The organism is Rhizobium sp. NLR16a, from assembly GCF_017948245.1.
In the GTDB taxonomy this organism is placed as follows: Bacteria; Pseudomonadota; Alphaproteobacteria; order Rhizobiales; family Rhizobiaceae; genus Rhizobium.
Genome location: NZ_CP072865.1, coordinates 311361 through 327785 on the forward strand (window position 1 = coordinate 311361; position 16425 = coordinate 327785).

At 60.6% G+C, this 16425-nt stretch carries 15 protein-coding genes; 12 read left to right on the forward strand and 3 right to left on the reverse strand.

The window, feature by feature from the left end; all coding sequences use genetic code 11:
- Window positions 1-76: 76 nt before the first annotated feature.
- From J7U39_RS01420 to J7U39_RS01430, 3 genes are all read right to left on the reverse strand, one after another.
- Window positions 77-973 carry an NAD(P)-dependent oxidoreductase gene (locus tag J7U39_RS01420; RefSeq protein ID WP_210629934.1) on the reverse strand — a complete coding sequence of 299 codons (897 nt, stop codon included), beginning with the start codon at window positions 971-973 and terminating at the stop codon, window positions 77-79.
- On the reverse strand, window positions 970-1794 hold the full coding sequence (locus J7U39_RS01425) for a glycosyltransferase (protein WP_210629935.1): 825 nt from the start codon (window positions 1792-1794) through the stop codon (window positions 970-972). Before J7U39_RS01425 ends, J7U39_RS01420 begins: the two co-directional genes overlap by 4 nt.
- 202 nt (window positions 1795-1996) lie before the next feature.
- On the reverse strand, window positions 1997-3217 hold the full coding sequence (locus tag J7U39_RS01430; protein ID WP_210629936.1) for an NAD-dependent epimerase/dehydratase family protein: 1221 nt from the start codon (window positions 3215-3217) through the stop codon (window positions 1997-1999).
- Window positions 3218-3380: 163 nt separating this feature from the next.
- Here J7U39_RS01430 and ybgC point away from each other — a divergent pair, with 163 nt between their 5' ends.
- The 12 genes from ybgC (at window position 3381) to J7U39_RS01490 (ending at window position 16351) form a co-directional block, all read left to right on the forward strand.
- Window positions 3381-3836, forward strand: a complete 456-nt coding sequence (gene ybgC / locus J7U39_RS01435; protein ID WP_210629937.1) for a tol-pal system-associated acyl-CoA thioesterase — start codon at window positions 3381-3383, stop codon at window positions 3834-3836.
- Between the two features lie 365 nt (window positions 3837-4201).
- Window positions 4202-4921 (forward strand): protein TolQ, encoded by a 720-nt coding sequence (gene tolQ / locus J7U39_RS01440; protein ID WP_004671617.1) that lies wholly within the window; start codon window positions 4202-4204, stop codon window positions 4919-4921.
- 18 nt (window positions 4922-4939) lie between these two features.
- Window positions 4940-5395 carry a protein TolR gene (gene tolR / locus J7U39_RS01445; RefSeq protein ID WP_008536277.1) on the forward strand — a complete coding sequence of 152 codons (456 nt, stop codon included), beginning with the start codon at window positions 4940-4942 and terminating at the stop codon, window positions 5393-5395.
- 8 nt (window positions 5396-5403) lie between these two features.
- Complete coding sequence (locus tag J7U39_RS01450; protein ID WP_210629938.1) at window positions 5404-6549, forward strand: hypothetical protein; 1146 nt, start codon at window positions 5404-5406, stop codon at window positions 6547-6549.
- A gap of 48 nt (window positions 6550-6597) precedes the next feature.
- Window positions 6598-6987 (forward strand): hypothetical protein, encoded by a 390-nt coding sequence (locus tag J7U39_RS01455; protein WP_247241701.1) that lies wholly within the window; start codon window positions 6598-6600, stop codon window positions 6985-6987.
- A gap of 22 nt (window positions 6988-7009) precedes the next feature.
- Complete coding sequence (tolB, locus tag J7U39_RS01460; RefSeq protein ID WP_210629940.1) at window positions 7010-8320, forward strand: Tol-Pal system beta propeller repeat protein TolB; 1311 nt, start codon at window positions 7010-7012, stop codon at window positions 8318-8320.
- Window positions 8321-8472: 152 nt separating this feature from the next.
- A complete protein-coding gene (pal, locus tag J7U39_RS01465; RefSeq protein WP_210629941.1) occupies window positions 8473-9009 on the forward strand; it encodes a peptidoglycan-associated lipoprotein Pal in 537 nt (178 codons plus the stop codon).
- Between the two features lie 159 nt (window positions 9010-9168).
- Window positions 9169-10158 carry a tol-pal system protein YbgF gene (ybgF, locus tag J7U39_RS01470; RefSeq protein ID WP_210629942.1) on the forward strand — a complete coding sequence of 330 codons (990 nt, stop codon included), beginning with the start codon at window positions 9169-9171 and terminating at the stop codon, window positions 10156-10158.
- A gap of 11 nt (window positions 10159-10169) precedes the next feature.
- Window positions 10170-11630: a tRNA lysidine(34) synthetase TilS gene (tilS, locus tag J7U39_RS01475; RefSeq protein ID WP_210629943.1), complete on the forward strand. Its 1461-nt coding sequence runs from the start codon at window positions 10170-10172 to the stop codon at window positions 11628-11630.
- A 98-nt stretch (window positions 11631-11728) separates the two neighbouring features.
- Entirely contained in the window at window positions 11729-13660 is a 1932-nt protein-coding gene (gene ftsH / locus J7U39_RS01480) for an ATP-dependent zinc metalloprotease FtsH (RefSeq protein WP_210629944.1), read from the forward strand.
- A 242-nt stretch (window positions 13661-13902) separates the two neighbouring features.
- Window positions 13903-15255: a phosphoglucosamine mutase gene (gene glmM / locus J7U39_RS01485; RefSeq protein ID WP_210629945.1), complete on the forward strand. Its 1353-nt coding sequence runs from the start codon at window positions 13903-13905 to the stop codon at window positions 15253-15255.
- Window positions 15256-15514: 259 nt separating this feature from the next.
- Window positions 15515-16351 carry an outer membrane protein gene (locus J7U39_RS01490; protein ID WP_210629946.1) on the forward strand — a complete coding sequence of 279 codons (837 nt, stop codon included), beginning with the start codon at window positions 15515-15517 and terminating at the stop codon, window positions 16349-16351.
- The last annotated feature ends 74 nt before the right edge of the window (window positions 16352-16425 follow it).

Consider the following 16425-nt stretch of genomic DNA (forward strand, 5'->3'; position numbering starts at 1 on the left):
GCCCGTTTCACGTCGTATCGGTCTGCGGTTGCCGATCGTCAGACGAGGATGTCCATCGACTCGGCGCAGATTCGTGTCACGGCGACACCGGCAAGGCAGCCGCCAGCCGCCGCATCGTTTCCTCGAACAAGGGGGCTCCACCTGGCATCCAGCCGAGAGCGCGGATTTTTGCAGTGCTCATCGGATTAAGGGCAGCCTTGTCGGCGGGAGGCGGCAACGCGTGACGACAGCCCGTTTCACGGCGGATAGGCGCAAGAATGTCGCGTGTGTCTACCGATATGTCCGATATGTTAAAGACCTCGCCCGAGATGCGGGTGCTTTCCGTCTCCAGCATCAGTCGCACCGCGCGGCCGATGTCGCGGCCATGAACCTCCGTCCCGGCGCGCGCAGCAACCGGCCGACCGGCGAGATAATCGGCGATGAGACCATCCCATTTGTTCGGCGTGAGATCGCCATAGACACCGGTCGCCCTCAGGCTTACGCCGGCAAAACCCGGCGTCGAGAGATGGCTAAGCGCACCTTCGGCGTCGAATTTGATCTGGCCGTAGAGCGTCTCCGGCTTTGGCAGCATCGTTTCGACAAGCTCGGTTCCCGGTGGGTGGTCGCCATAGGCAGCGCGGCTGGACAGGAAGACGCAACGGCGCGTGCCGGCGCGTTTGGCCGCTTCGAAAAGTCGGACGGTGCCGTCGAGGTTCAATCTCTGGAAGCTCTTGGGATCGTCGCCCTCGCCGCCGCGATATTTGCCGGGAACATGGCTGAAGGCGGCGTGGACGAAGAAATAAGCGTCGTCGAAGACGTCGATCTGATCCTTTTCGGGGTCGAGGGGGAGTGCTGTGAATTCGACCGGGCGGGAGAAGAAGCGCGGCAGCGGCGCCCGGCGCCCGCCGACAATCACGTGATAGCCGGCGGTCAGCAGCTCCTCGACGACGTACCGGCCGACGAGACCCGTTCCCCCGGATACCAATACTTTCATGCCGTCCCTTCCGGATTTCTCAGCGCCGTGATCTCGGGCATATCGCCGCTCTCGTGTATACGGTGCCATAGATCGATTAAAGGTTGTAGCTGTTTTGCCTTGGAATGATCCTTTTCCCACGGTTTCTCATACTGGTAGTGCAGGATCGAAATGCTCTTCCAGTCCCAAAGCTCCGGCATGGTGAACCAGACATATTGCAGCATGTTGAAATAAACCGGCAGGCCGTGCCATTCGGGGAAGAACGTCTCAAGAAAGGTCTGATCGGTGCGTCGCCAGAAGGCCTCCGGCCTGTCGAGGCGTTCGAGCATGTGCCGGAATGTCTCACGCGAGGGCGTGGCGACGAAGACGCCGGAATTCATGCGGCGAAAATCGGCAAGGCTCTCATAGACGTTGGGAGCGGCAGAAAGTTCCGGATAGAGGAAGAGCCTGTCGACGTTCTTCAGCACGAGGGCGTCGGCGTCGATGAAGACGCAGCGCTCATATTCCACCAGCTGCCAGAGCCTGAGCTTGCAGAAATTGTCGAGTGGCGAATGGAAGTCCGGCTTGCGGCCTTTGGTGAAGGGGGCCGCGGCATGGAGATGGCCACGGGCGTGGCGCTCGTTGAAGGTATCGGAGAGGGGCAGGTGCTCGACTTGGATCAGGCGACAGTCGAGGGTCTTGAGCGGGGCGAGGGCGGCCGCGTCAACGCCGCCGGTGTGGAGGACGACGATATCGGCGCCGGTGCCGGTGCGGCGCAGGGAGCGGGCGAGGGCGGTGGCGCCCATGGCATAGTCGGCGTTGGTGACGAGGGTGACGTAGGCTAGTTTCGAGGTAGAAGTCATCGGCGTCGGCCGCTTCCACCCACGCCCTCGTTCCTGTGCCTGTCACAGGAATCCAGCCACGGCGCGTCCGCGCCGTGAATGACTCTCCTGCGCCCAATGACCTGGGCGCGCTGGATTCCTGTGACGTCCCTCGGGCTAAGCCCGAGGAAGGGAATGAGGGGGAGATCGTGGGACTGGCAGGGCTTCAATAGTAAGCCCTCACTCACGATACCGACTTCAGCCGCTTGCCTTCCGGATCGTGATCAATCGTCGCGGCTATGTCCCTGGTCCAGGCGGAGACGGCCGGCACGCGGGAGCGGTCGACGCGATAGGCGAATTTCTTCGCCACGTCGACGATTTCGCCCAGCAGCCCGGCTTCCAGCGTGGTCGGTTCGAGGCCAAGGTCGAGGAACTTTTCGTTCCGGACGATCAGCTCGTTTTCGGCGGCCTCCTTGCGCGGGTTGGGCAGCCAGGCGATCTTGGCGCCGCTCATCCTGGCGATCATCTCGGCGAGGTCGCGCACCCGGTGGGTTTCCGTCATTTGATTGAAGATCTCGACGCGGGCGCCACGGGCGGGCGGGTTCTTCAGCGCCAGCTCGATGCAGCGCACGGAATCCTGGATGTGGATGAAGGCGCGGGTCTGGCCGCCGGTGCCATGCACCGTCAGCGGATAATCGATCGCTGCCTGAATGAGGAAACGGTTCAGCACCGTGCCGTAATCGCCGTCGTAATCGAAACGATTGATCAGCTGAGCGTGGCGGCGCGTCTGCTCGGTATGCGTTCCCCAGACGATGCCCTGATGCAGGTCGGTGATTCGCAAGCCGTCATTCCTGGCGTAGAACTGGAACAGAAGCTGATCCAGGCACTTGGTCATGTGGTAGATCGAGCCCGGATTGGAAGGGTAGAGAATTTCCTGGCTTACCGTCTCGCCCGTCGGCGTTTCGATGCCAACCGGCAGGTAGCCTTCAGGGATTGCCGCGCCGACCGTCGAGTAGCCATAGACGCCCATGGTGCCGAGATGGATGAGGTGGGCGTCGAGATTGAGCTCGGTCAGCGCGTTCAGCAGGTTATGCGTGGCGCTGACATTGTTGTTAACCGTGTAGTTCTTGTGGCGGTCGCTCTTCATCGAATAGGGCGCGGCGCGCTGTTCGGCGAAATGGATGATGGCATCCGGCCGGTGTTCCGAAAGCCATTTCTTCAGAAGTTCGTAATCCTTGGCGAGATCGATCAGATTGAAGTGGATACGGCGTCCGGTTTCGGCATGCCAGATGCGCGTGCGCTCCTGGATCGAATCCATCGGAGTGAGCGACTGAACGCCGAGTTCGGTGTCGATCCAGCGGCGCGAGAGATTGTCGAGAATATGGATATCGTGACCGGCATCGGAAAGGTGGAGCGAGGTGGGCCAACCAATGAAACCGTCTCCGCCCATAACCGCAATCTTCATCGCATCGTCTCCTGATCGGTCGCTTATTATCGGGAATAGTTAGGAATTATGACAATCATTCAATGCCTGCCGGCGGCGCATTCAATGGCTGCCGGCCGGGCATTCAATGCTTGCCTGCCGCGAAGCGTTGCGCCAAAGAGGGCACCTCACTTTGGAGAAAATTATGACGGAACGCCCTTTTTCCATTTCGGGAGAGCTGACGGAGGCTGGACACCGCCTCGTCCAGCGGGTCTATTATGAAGATACGGATTTCTCCGGCCTGGTCTATCACGCCCGCTACCTGCACTTCCTCGAGCGCGGCCGTACCGACTATCTGCGCTGCCTCGGTGTCGAGCAGCGCGAACTCGTCAGCGCCGACGAGGAAGGCCTCGTCTTCGTCGTTCATCGCATGGAGATCGATTTCAAGAGCCCCGCGCGCATGGATGACGTGCTGACGATCCTGACGCATACGGAAAAGGCCGGAGGCGCCAAGATGGTGCTCAACCAGCAGATCCGTTCAGGCGAAAGCCTGCTGATTGCAGCCAGGGTGATCATCGCCGTCATCAACGCCAAGGGGCGGCCACGGCGGCTGCCGGAAACGCTGGCGGCAAAATTCCTGGAAGGCAGCCATCCTTTGTAGTGCCGAACCAGGCCTTGTCAAAACTTGAACTTTATGTGAAGGAATTCCCGCGCCGCAGGATGAGCGCTCTTTCGGCAGCCGGCCCATGCTCCGGTCAAGTAATCCACGGAACAAAATCTTCCGAACGCAGGCTTGCTGTCATAGTCCGGCACTAACGATCTATTAACCATAATAGTGTCTTACTGGGAAAGTCGGAGTTTGTGCGGTGCACGCCTTCCTTTGACCAAATTTGACGGCAAGAAGGCGGAAGAAGAGCTTGGAAGCTTGACCAGGGCTTTGGGCGGCGGTCGCCGGACACTTCTTGCGAGATCATTTTGTGCCGCCCGGTCCAGCGCCGGGCGTTTGGATTCGGGGATTTTGGATCAATGGAACAAGTAGGATTGGCAGCAGCCACGACGGACGTCAGCCTCTGGTCGCTTTTCATGCAGGCCGGCATCGTCGTCAAGCTCGTCATGCTCGGGCTCATCGCAGCCTCGGTCTGGACGTGGGCGATCGTCATCGACAAGTATCTGGCCTATGGCCGCGCACGGCGCCAGTTCGACAAGTTCGAACAGGTTTTCTGGTCAGGCCAGTCGCTGGAAGAACTCTACCGCTCGCTGTCGGAACGCAACAATACCGGCCTGGCGTCGATCTTCGTCGCGGCCATGCGCGAATGGAAGAAATCCTTCGAGCGCGGTGCGCGCTCGCCGATCGGCCTGCAGATGCGTATCGACCGCGCCATGGACGTGACGCTCGCCCGCGAAACCGAATATCTCGGCGCCCGTTTGGGATCGCTCGCGACCATCGGTTCGGCCGGTCCGTTCATCGGTCTCTTCGGCACGGTCGTCGGTATCATGACCTCATTCCAGGCGATCGCCGGCTCGAAGTCGACGAACCTCGCGGTCGTCGCACCCGGTATCGCCGAAGCGCTGCTCGCCACAGCGATCGGCCTCGTCGCCGCTATTCCGGCCGTTATCGCCTACAACAAGTTCTCTGCCGATGCCGGCAAGCTTTCGGCCCGCATGGAAGGTTTCGCGGACGAATTCTCCGCCATACTTTCGCGCCAGATCGACGAGAAGCTGCAGCCGCGCGCTGCCGCTCAGTAACCAACGGAGTATTCTCAGATGGGTATGGCTGTTGGAGGCAATGGCGGCGGGGGCGGCGGACGCCGCCGTCGCGGCGGTCGGAATAAGGCCGTCATTTCTGAAATCAACGTGACGCCGCTCGTCGACGTCATGCTCGTGCTTTTGATCATCTTCATGGTCGCCGCACCGATGATGACCGTCGGCGTGCCGATCGACCTGCCGGAAACGCAGGCCAAGGCGCTGAATTCCGAGACGCAGCCGATCACGATCTCGGTCAAGAACTCCGGCGAAGTCTACCTGCAGGAAACGCCGATCCCGGCCGCCGAGATCGCCGCCAAGCTCGAGGCGATCGCTACCACCGGCTACAATGAACGCATCTTCGTGCGCGGCGACGCGACGGCGCCTTATGGTGTCATCGCCGACGTGATGGCTCGCATCCAGGGGGCCGGTTTCAAGAATATCGGCCTCGTGACGCAGCAGAAGAAGGACCAATAGCGTTCAAGATGAAGACCAGCGTCGTCACATCTGCTGTTCTGCATTGCCTGGTGCTCACCTGGGCGATGGTGTCGCTGAGTGCGCCAGAATCCTTCAAGGTCGAGGATTTCGAGGCGATGCCGGTCGATCTCGTGCCGGTGGAATCGATCACCCAGATGCAGCAGGGCGACAAGAAAGCTCCGAAGAAGGAGACGTCCGCGCCCGTGCCGACGACACGGCCGCCGATCGCGCAGCCGTCTGAGAATGCCGGCGACAACAATGCCGACCTGAAGACGCCGCCGGTCCCGAACGCCAAGCCCAGCAACAGCGAAGCTGCGGCGGCGAATTCGAGCGAGAAGCCACTGCCGACGATCGATCCCAAGCCGAACGACGTCAAGGAAGTCAACAAGGAAGAGACCGAGGTCGAGCAGCCGAAGGAGGTTGCCTCCATTCCGCCGCCAAAGCCCGTCGAAGTGACGCCGCCGCCGAAGCCGGAGGAAAAGCCGCCGGAAGAGCAGGCCAAGCCGGAGGAGCCGCCGAAGCCGGATGCCGAGGCGTTGCCGGACAAGGTACCGACACCGGTCGTCAAGCCGCAGGTAAAGCCGCCTGAGCCCCAAAAAGCCGCCGAGAAGCCGCCTGAGAAGCCTGCGGACGAACCCAAGGCCGCCGACAAACCGACGGACAAGAAGAAGGCCGACAAGAAGCAGGAAGTGGCGAAATCGGCCTCGACGATGAAGAGCGATTTCAATGCCGATGAGATTTCGGCTCTGCTGAACAAGACCGATCCTTCCGCCGGCGGCGCCAAGCGCTCGACGCAGGAGGCCTCGCTGGGGAACAAGAAGAGCAACAGCGGAACCAAACTCAGCCAGAGCGAGGAGGATGCTGTAAAGGGCCAGATTTCGAGCAACTGGAGTGTTGTTTCAGGGCTAGCAGGTGCTAGCGAAGTGCAGCTTAAGGTTCGTTTTCAACTCGATCAGGCCGGCAATGTGGTTGGCGATCCAGAGGTCATTGCGACAGGTGGGCCGGATTCGACACGTCAAGCTCTTAAGAGCAGCGTTTATCGCGCTGTCATGAAATCATCTCCTCTCAAGAACTTACCAGCAGATAAGTATGAGGGCGAGAACGGCTGGAACGAAATGCTTCTTACCTTCGACGCAAGCGATTTTGGAATCTAGATGCTGAGAAGCTTATGCCATCTCCCGAAAGCCATTGGGATACTGACGATGTTCATCGCCACTTTTGCGCTTCCGCTCAGCGTGTATGCCGAGACGAAAAGCGGTGAAGAAAGCGATCAAAAAGCACCGATTTTAACCGTGGCAGTTATCAATGCGATGCGAAATGCCATTCAAAATCGTTTTTTCCTTCCCGGCGACCTAAAGGACGCGGGAACCGTTCATCTAAGCTTTCATGTGCACCTTGATAAGGACGGTCGCGTTATAGGCACTCCTGAGACGGAGGTCAGTGGCGGTAGCGAGCGCACACGGAAAATCATTACCGACGCCGCTCTTCGCGCAGTTACCCGCGCAGCTCCTTACACGATGTTTCCAAAAGACAAATACGATGCCTGGGAGGAAGTCATTTTGAACTTCGACGCCAGCCAACTGAACCTATAAAGTGCTGAAAGGCTTGTTTGACATGGTCAAGTGTTCCCTCATCCGCGCCCTGATGGTCGTCGCCGGTCTAGTCGGGGCCGCAGCCTTTACGACTCCGGCCAACGCTCTTGTCGAGCTCAATATCAACAAAGGTAATATTCAGCCGCTGCCGATCGCGGTGACGGACTTCCTGCAAGGTGATATGGGCGCGCAGGTTTCGCAGGTTATTGCTGCCGACCTGCAGCGATCCGGTCTGTTTGCACCGATCAACAAGACGGCCTTCATCGAGAAAATCTCCAATCCGGACGCGGCGCCTCGCTTCGAAGACTGGAAGGTCATTAATGCTCAGGCTTTGGTGACCGGCCGCGTCACCCAGGAAGCGGATGGCCGCCTTCGTGCCGAATTCCGTCTCTGGGATACGTTTGCCGGGCAGCAGATGACCGGGCAGCAGTTCTATACGCAGCCGGAGAATTGGCGCCGTGTGGCCCACATCATCGCCGACGCGATCTACAAGCAGATCACCGGCGAGGAAGGCTATTTCGACACCCGCGTCGTCTTCGTCTCCGAATCCGGCACCAAGCAGCAGCGCAAGCGCCAGCTGGCGATCATGGACCAGGACGGTTTCAACGTGCGGACGCTGACCGACGGCAGCGATCTCGTGTTGACGCCGCGCTTCTCGCCGAGCCGGCAGGAAGTCACCTACATGTCCTTCGCCAACCAGCAGCCGCGCGTCTACCTGCTGCAGCTCGAAACCGGGCAGCGTGAAGTCGTTGGCAACTTTCCCGGCATGACCTTCTCGCCGCGTTTTTCGCCTGATGGCCAGAAGGTGATCATGAGCCTCCAGCAGGAAGGCAATTCCAACATCTATACGATGGACCTGCGCTCGCGCACGACGACGCGGCTGACCTCGACGGCGGCGATCGATACCTCGCCCTCCTATTCGCCTGACGGTGCACGCATCAGCTTCGAAAGCGACCGAGGCGGCAAGCCGCAGATCTATGTGATGAACGCCGATGGCTCGGGCCAAACCCGTATTTCCTTCGGGGACGGCTCCTATTCGACGCCGGTTTGGTCGCCGCGCGGGGATCTCATCGCCTTCACCAAACAGTCCGGCGGCAAGTTCTCGATCGGCGTGATGAAGCCGGATGGCTCGGGCGAGCGCATCCTGACGTCCGGCTTCCACAATGAAGGCCCGACCTGGGCGCCGAACGGCCGTGTGCTGATGTTCTTCCGCCAGGCGGCAGGCGCGGGTGGCCCGCAACTCTATTCGATTGATCTGACCGGTTATAACGAGCAGCTGGTGAAGACGCCGAGCTATGCTTCCGACCCGGCATGGTCGCCGCTGCTGGAGTAGCGAGTGCATCAATGCCTTTATGTCGCCTCAAAGTCGTGGAAACCGGGCGACACGGGACAAATCAGTAAATTGTTAACCATAATCTTTGAGGGGCGGTTAACCGAGTGCGGTTACTGTCCGGAAACCCTGATGAACTCGCAAGGAGACCGGCCATGAGCCGAATTCATACCCCGGCAATGAGCCGTATGCAGAATTTTGCCCGCAACCCCGTCATGATCGCGCTTGTCGCCGGTCTCGCGCTTGCAAGCTGCGCGAACAAGAAGAACGGCGGCATGCCGAACAGCGCCGGCGACATGGGTCTCGGCGCAGGCGCCGCGACGCCGGGCTCGACCCAGGACTTCACGGTCAATGTCGGTGACCGCATCTTTTTCGATACCGACTCCACGTCGATTCGCGCCGATGCCGCTCAGACGCTCGACCGTCAGGCACAGTGGCTCGGCCGTTATCCGAACTACCAGATCACCGTTGAAGGCCATGCCGACGAACGCGGCACCCGCGAATATAACCTCGCCCTTGGCGCCCGTCGCGCTGCTGCCACCAAGGACTACCTCGCTTCGCGCGGCGTTCCGGCGCAGCGCATGAAGACGATCTCCTACGGCAAGGAACGGCCGGTCGCCGTCTGCGACGATATTTCCTGCTGGTCGCAGAACCGCCGCGCGGTCACCGTGCTCGGCGGCGCCGGCATGTAATTTCCAGTTATAATTGGTTTTACGGAGGCGGTCCCATCCGGGGCCGCCTTTTCTTTTTGACCACACTTTGGCCAGACTCCGTTGCTTTTTGACAGCAATTGGAAAAATCTCCTGTTCGTGCCTCACGGCGCGAAGAATCACTGGGACAGGACGATACATATGAAGAAACTTGTCGTGGCAGGCATGCTGTGCCTGGCGGCTATGACCGGGAGCGAACGAGCGGCTTACTCGGCCTCGTTCTTCGGGCTGCATCTTGGCGGCCGATCCGCGGAACAGCAGCCGGCCCCTCCCGTCGTCAGGGTGCAGAGCGGGGACGCGGAAATCCGTGTGCAGCAGCTCGAAGAGCAAATGCGGCAGCTGAACGGCCGAATCGAGGAGATGAGCTTTCAGCTCCTGCAGATGCAGGAGACGATCCGCAAGCAGCAGGAAGACAATGAATTCCGCTTCCAGCAGCTCGAAAAAACCGGTAGCGGCGGCGGTGGCGCCAAGGCTCCGGTCAAAAAGAGCGAGACCGATGTCGCTCCGGCAGCGTCCGGGAGCGACGACGTCGCCAGGGTGATCCAAGCACCGCAGGGGGCCGAAACGGCTCCCTCCACCGATGTGCCCAGTAATACCGGCCTCGGCCAGCCTCCGAAGCAGCTCGGCTCGATCGACTTCGATCAGAACGGCAACGCGATCGGCGGAAGCGTCGACGAAAACGCCACTATCGGTTCCGCCCCGATTCCCAATGCCAATAGCGGGACGCCGCAGCAGACGGCCTCGCTCGGCAACGAGGCGGATCAGTACAAGTCAGCCTACGGCCACGTATTGTCAGGCGATTACGGCACGGCCGAGCAGGAATTCAACCAGTACATCGCCCGTTACCCGAGCAGTGCGCGGGCGGCGGACGCCAATTTCTGGCTCGGCGAGGCGCTTTATTCACAGGGCAAATACAACGAGGCGGCCAAGACTTTCCTCAACGCGCATCAGAAATACGGTAGCTCGGAAAAAGCGCCGGAAATGCTGCTGAAGCTCGGCATGTCGCTTGCGGCCCTCGACAATAAAGAGACGGCCTGCGCGACCCTGCGCGAAGTCTCGAAGCGTTATCCCAAGGCGTCACGCGCCGTCATAAGCAAGGTTGCGAGCGAACAGAAACGCCTCGCCTGCTGAGGTCTTCCGGAATGTCTCCGGAAGCCGCATCGCCTCGAGAGGCAATCCTTCAGTTTCTCGCATCGCTTCGAAGTCCTGCGCGTATTCTCGTCGCGATCTCGGGCGGCAGCGATTCCAGCGGCCTGCTTCTCCTCCTCGATGAAGCCGTGAAGGCCGCGCCCCATCTTGAAATTTCCCTTTGTGCCGCGACGGTCGACCACGCGCTACGCGCCGGCTCCGCAGACGAGGCGCGAGAGGTCGCAGCCCTCTGTGCATCCCTCGGCATTCCCCATATTATCTCGACATGGCAAGGCGAAAAGCCGAAAACCGGCATCATGGCTGCGGCCCGCGAAGCCCGTTACAGCCTTCTGGCCGAGGCAGCGGAAGCGTTCGGCGCCAATCTTATCGTCACCGGCCATACGCTGGACGACCAGCGTGAAACGCTGCGGATGCGCGGGATGCGAACAGAGCAACTTTCGAGCGGTATCGCCGACGCCGTGCTCTTCGACCGGCGCCTCTGGATCCTGCGGCCGCTTCTTTTTGTCGCGCGGGCGGATATACGCGCTTTCCTGCGGGCGCGGGGCGTGCGGTGGATCGACGATCCGAGCAATGAGGATACCAAGTACGAGCGTGTGCGGATGCGCCGGCAGCTGTCTGCCGGTCCTGCGGCGGAGACGGATATTCGCGCAGTCTGGGAAGAAAGGCTGGCCCTGTCGTCTCGAGCCGCCGAGTGGCTGGATTGTCATTTCCAGCTTCACGGCGGCGTGCTTGGGCAGGTAATGCCCGACGGGTTGCGGCAGGACCATGCGGTCCTCGACTATACGCTCGGCCGCCTGACAGCCGTGTTCGGCGGGCAGCCATTCGCGCCGGGCAGGGTGCAGATGGACCGTGTTCTCGCATTCGCCGCCGGCAGCGAGCCGGGACGGATGACCACCGGCCGAGTGGTGTTCGATCTCAGGTGCGATGGGCTTTATCTGGCGCGGGAGAACCGGGGGATAATGCCGCTGGTGTTGCGGCCGGGGGAGGCTGGGGTTTGGGATGGGAGGTTCCGTGTTGAAAACCGGCTACGAACGACCATGAGGGTGGAAGCTCAGGCCACGCGCTCCGCCCTCATTCCTGTGCCCGTCACAGGAATCCAGCCGCCGCGGGTCGGCGCGGCGAATGACTCATCGATGCGTAACAAGTCTTCTGCGCCCAAGGACTTGGACGCGCTGGAATCCTGTGACGGGCACAGGAATGAGGGAGGGCGGGACAGGGGGCTTCCCAAATCCGCATGGAAACGCGTAATCGAGTCGGCGCCCGCCTTATCCTCAGATGGAGCCTATTTATCTCCAGAATCCGCTTCAATGGTTGAATTGACGCCCTATTTCGCACCCTTCGACCGCTTTTTGACACGATTTGATTTCATCTTTGCCGACAGGCTTTCGGCGGTTTTCGCGATGGCGCCCTATGCGGGGCTGCCTTTAAGAAGTATTGACGGAAAAACCATCTGACTTGGGGGATTGCCTTGGCAATAGCGCGGCGCAACCCTATGTTAGAACCTAATTAAGACGGTCGCCATGAGGCGGCTGTTGCAGTGCTGGGGAGTTCAATGAACCCTAACTTACGTAATTTCGCATTGTGGGCGATCATCGCGCTTCTGCTGATCGCCCTTTTCAGCATGTTTCAGACGGCGCCGGCGCAGACGGGTTCCCGCGATATCCCTTATTCGCAGTTTCTGCGTGAGGTTGATGCGGGCCGTGTGAAGGAAGTCGTGGTCACGGGCAACCGTGTCTCGGGAAGCTATGTTGAAAATGGCTCCACCTTCCAGACCTATTCGCCTGTCATCGACGACAGCCTGCTTGATCGCCTGCAGCAGAAGAATGTGCTGGTTTCCGCCCGTCCAGAAACGGATGGTTCTTCGGGTTTTTTGAGCTATCTCGGCACGCTGTTGCCGATGCTTCTCATTCTCGGCGTCTGGCTGTTTTTCATGCGACAGATGCAGGGCGGCTCCCGCGGCGCGATGGGTTTCGGCAAGTCCAAGGCCAAGCTGCTGACGGAAGCGCATGGCCGGGTGACCTTTGAAGACGTCGCCGGCGTCGACGAGGCCAAGCAGGATCTCGAGGAAATCGTTGAATTCCTGCGTGATCCGCAGAAGTTCCAGCGTCTCGGTGGCAAGATCCCGCGCGGTGTGCTGCTGGTCGGCCCTCCGGGCACCGGTAAGACGCTGCTCGCCCGCTCTGTCGCCGGCGAAGCCAACGTGCCCTTCTTCACCATTTCGGGTTCCGACTTCGTCGAAATGTTCGTCGGCGTCGGTGCAAGCCGCGTGCGCGACATGTTCGAGCAGGCGAAGAAGAATGCGCCCTGCATCATCTTCATCGACGAAATCGATGCCGTCGGCCGCCATCGCGGCGCCGGTCTCGGCGGTGGCAACGACGAACGCGAGCAGACGCTGAACCAGTTGCTGGTCGAGATGGATGGTTTCGAGGCGAATGAAGGCGTGATCCTGATTGCCGCCACCAACCGCCCCGACGTCCTCGACCCGGCGCTGCTGCGTCCCGGCCGTTTCGACCGCCAGGTCGTGGTGCCGAACCCCGACATCGTCGGCCGGGAGCGCATCCTCAAAGTGCATGCCCGCAACGTTCCGCTGGCGCCGAATGTCGATCTCAAGGTTCTTGCCCGCGGCACGCCCGGTTTCTCCGGTGCCGATCTGATGAACCTCGTCAATGAAGCCGCCCTCATGGCTGCCCGCCGCAACAAGCGTGTCGTCACCATGCAGGAGTTCGAGGACGCCAAGGACAAGATCATGATGGGCGCCGAGCGCCGTTCCTCGGCAATGACCGAAGCGGAGAAGAAGCTCACCGCCTACCACGAGGCCGGCCACGCCATCACCGCGCTTAACGTCGCTGTTGCCGATCCGCTGCACAAGGCGACGATCATTCCGCGCGGCCGTGCGCTCGGCATGGTCATGCAGCTTCCCGAGGGCGATCGCTACTCGATGAGCTACAAATGGATGGTCTCGCGCCTCTGCATCATGATGGGCGGCCGTGTCGCCGAGGAACTCACCTTCGGCAAGGAGAACATCACTTCAGGCGCGTCTTCAGACATCGAGCAGGCCACCAAGCTTGCCCGCGCCATGGTCACGCAGTGGGGCTTCTCCGATCAGCTCGGTCAGGTCGCTTATGGCGAGAATCAGCAGGAAGTCTTCCTCGGTCACTCGGTTTCGCAGTCGAAGAATGTTTCAGAGGCGACCGCGCAGAAGATCGACAACGAAGTGCGCCGCCTGATCGACGAAGCCTATTCGCAGGCCCGAACGATCCTGACGGAAAAGCACGACGAATTCGTCGCCCTTGCCGAAGGTCTGCTCGAATACGAGACCTTGACCGGTGATGAGATCAAGGCGCTGATCCGCGGTGAGAAGCCCTCCCGCGATCTCGGCGACGATTCGCCGCCGAGCCGTGGATCGGCGGTTCCGAAGGCCGGCGTGCGGCCTGCCACCAAGGGTGATGAGCCCGAAGCCGGTCTCGAACCGCAGCCGCATTGAAGCTGTGACAGCATCTCGAAAACAGGCCGGATTTCCGCTATGGGAGATCCGGCCTTTTTTATTGGTAACGGGATATAATCATTTTTCTCGCTAATTTACGTGCCGATTGCCGCAATTTGTGGCATTCCGCTGAAGAGAAGCAAGCATGAATCACGCTCCTGGACTGACGACAATCCACTGAAGCCGGATTTGCTTGGAACGATGCGCTGCCTGGAATGGCGCGCCAAAGCGCAGGAGTGCAGATGAAAAGACGCTATTTCGGTACGGACGGTATTCGCGGTCAATCCAACGTCTTCCCGATGACGCCGGATCTCGCCATGCGGGTCGGCATCGCCGCCGGCACGATCTTCCGCCGGGGCAACCACCGTCATCGCGTTGTCATCGGCAAGGATACGCGCCTTTCCGGCTATATGCTTGAGAACGCCATGGTGGCAGGCTTCACGGCTGCGGGCCTCGACGCCTTCATTCTCGGCCCGATTCCGACGCCTGCCGTCGCCATGCTGACGCGTTCGCTGCGCTGCGATATCGGCGTGATGATCTCCGCTTCGCACAATCCTTATGAAGATAACGGCATCAAACTGTTCGGCCCCGACGGCTACAAGCTTTCGGACGACATCGAGGCCGAGATCGAGGACCTGCTCGAAAAGGATCTGAACGCGCAGCTTGCCAAGTCCGACGATATCGGCCGCGCCAAACGCGTCGACGGCGTGCATGATCGTTATATCGAACATGCCAAGCGCACACTGCCGCGCGACGTGACGCTGCAAGGGCTGAGGGTCGCGATCGATTGCGCCAATGGTGCTGCCTACAAGGTGGCGCCCGCCGTGCTCTGGGAGCTCGGCGCCGATGTCGTTACCATCGGCAACGAACCGAACGGCACCAATATCAATCTCAATTGCGGTTCCACCAGTCCCGTCGCATTGCAGAAGAAAGTCGATGAGGTTCGCGCCGATATCGGTATCGCGCTCGACGGCGACGCGGACCGCGTCATCATTATCGACGAGAACGGTTCGATCGTTGACGGCGACCAGCTGATGGCCGTCATCGCCGAGAGCTGGGCCGAGAGCCAGCAGCTGCGCGGCAACGGTATCGTCGCCACTGTCATGTCCAATCTCGGCCTCGAGCGTTTCCTCGACGAACGCGGCATGGCGCTTGCCCGCACAAAGGTCGGCGACCGCTACGTTGTCGAGCATATGCGCCAGCACAATTACAATGTCGGCGGCGAGCAATCGGGACACATCGTGCTTTCGGATTACGGTACGACAGGCGACGGTCTGGTCGCAGCGCTGCAGATCCTTGCCGCGGTCAAGCGCACCGGCCGCACCGTCAGCGAAGTCTGCCGGCGCTTCGAGCCGGTGCCGCAGCTCCTGCGCAATGTCCGCATCAGCGGCGGCAAGCCGCTGGAGGATATTCAGGTACAGAAGGCGATTGCCGATGCCGAAGCCGAGCTCGCCAGAAACGGCCGCCTCGTCATCCGGCCTTCGGGCACCGAGCCGTTGATCCGCGTCATGGCCGAGGGCGACGACCGCACTCAGATCGAGCGCATCGTCAACGAGCTGATCGGGATGATCTCGAATGTCCGGACCGCTGCCTGACACTCTGTGTGAACAGATAATCAAAAGGCCGGTGCGTGAGCGCCGGCTTTTTTGTTGTGCACGTCGGCGGCATGTATCTCTGCTCAAACCATTTTCCGACGCAGTCGATCTTCTGTTTCATGCGACTTCGATGCTTGAAATCAAAGTAAATAAGCGTGGTTAAGCAGCTTTTAACGTTTTCAATTCATTATCCATGCCAAGCGTATCAGATTGGCAGCGACTGAGCCTGCCGACGCAACGGGATTTTGGAGTGAAATCCATGAAGAGAAGCTTGTCCGGCATCCTCGCAGCATTGTTGATAGCGACAAACGCCTATTCCGCGGATCTCGCCCCTGCCGAACCCATCCCTGAACAGCCGCCGGAGGTGGCGGTTGCCGAAGCGACCGGCTGGTATCTGCGCGGCGACGTCGGTTATGCCTTCACCGATCTGCGCGGCGCGCGCTATTTCCAAGGCAGCAACGCCACGGAGGTCGATTTCGACGACGCCGATGTCGACGACGCATGGACGGTTGGCGGCGGTGTCGGTTATCAGATCAACAGCTATCTGCGCACCGATCTGACCTTCGACTATCTCACCCAGGCGGATTTCAATGGCTCGACATCCGGGCAGTGCGGCTTCCCGCTGGTGGATTGCACCTCGCGCGACCGCTCTTCGCTGACCGCCTATACGCTGCTGGCCAACGCCTATGTCGATCTCGGCACCTACGGCTATGTGACGCCGTATGTCGGCGCCGGTATCGGCGGCTCCTACGTCAAGTGGAAAAACCTGCGCAATGTCGCCTGCGCCGATGACGGCAGCTTCTGCGACGACGAGGTCACCCACGGCGGCAAGGGCAACTGGCGCTTCACCTACGCCCTCATGGCCGGCGCCTCGGTCGACGTCACCTGCAACTTCAAGGCCGATGTCGGCTACCGATACCTGCATATCGATGGCGGCAACATGTTCGGCTATGCCGAAAATGGCGGTCCGGGCCGCGACAGGGGCCTCAGCGCCCATGAAGTCCGCGTCGGTGGCCGCTACCTCTTTGGCGGATGCGCTCAGCCGGTCGCCTACGAGCCGCCGGCAATCCCGCTGCAGCAGCCGGTCTACAAGTAAGCCTCTCAAGCCATCGCATCAGAAGCCGCCCCCGCTCCGGGCGGCTTTTTCATTTTTCGCCACCCTGCCTGCGT

Bases quoted from the DNA above. Each gene is read 5' to 3' on its own strand.
- pal (WP_210629941.1), top strand. From the start codon at position 8,473: ATGAGCCGAATTCATACCCCGGCAATGAGCCGTATGCAGAATTTTGCC.
- J7U39_RS01430 (WP_210629936.1), bottom strand. From the start codon at position 3,217: ATGAAGATTGCGGTTATGGGCGGAGACGGTTTCATTGGTTGGCCCACC.
- tilS (WP_210629943.1), top strand. From the start codon at position 10,170: ATGTCTCCGGAAGCCGCATCGCCTCGAGAGGCAATCCTTCAGTTTCTC.
- J7U39_RS01420 (WP_210629934.1), bottom strand. From the start codon at position 973: ATGAAAGTATTGGTATCCGGGGGAACGGGTCTCGTCGGCCGGTACGTC.
- ftsH (WP_210629944.1), top strand. From the start codon at position 11,729: ATGAACCCTAACTTACGTAATTTCGCATTGTGGGCGATCATCGCGCTT.
- tolR (WP_008536277.1), top strand. From the start codon at position 4,940: ATGGGTATGGCTGTTGGAGGCAATGGCGGCGGGGGCGGCGGACGCCGC.
- ybgC (WP_210629937.1), top strand. From the start codon at position 3,381: ATGACGGAACGCCCTTTTTCCATTTCGGGAGAGCTGACGGAGGCTGGA.
- ybgF (WP_210629942.1), top strand. From the start codon at position 9,169: ATGAAGAAACTTGTCGTGGCAGGCATGCTGTGCCTGGCGGCTATGACC.
- tolB (WP_210629940.1), top strand. From the start codon at position 7,010: ATGGTCAAGTGTTCCCTCATCCGCGCCCTGATGGTCGTCGCCGGTCTA.
- tolQ (WP_004671617.1), top strand. From the start codon at position 4,202: ATGGAACAAGTAGGATTGGCAGCAGCCACGACGGACGTCAGCCTCTGG.
- J7U39_RS01450 (WP_210629938.1), top strand. From the start codon at position 5,404: ATGAAGACCAGCGTCGTCACATCTGCTGTTCTGCATTGCCTGGTGCTC.
- glmM (WP_210629945.1), top strand. From the start codon at position 13,903: ATGAAAAGACGCTATTTCGGTACGGACGGTATTCGCGGTCAATCCAAC.
- J7U39_RS01455 (WP_247241701.1), top strand. From the start codon at position 6,598: ATGTTCATCGCCACTTTTGCGCTTCCGCTCAGCGTGTATGCCGAGACG.
- J7U39_RS01490 (WP_210629946.1), top strand. From the start codon at position 15,515: ATGAAGAGAAGCTTGTCCGGCATCCTCGCAGCATTGTTGATAGCGACA.
- J7U39_RS01425 (WP_210629935.1), bottom strand. From the start codon at position 1,794: ATGACTTCTACCTCGAAACTAGCCTACGTCACCCTCGTCACCAACGCC.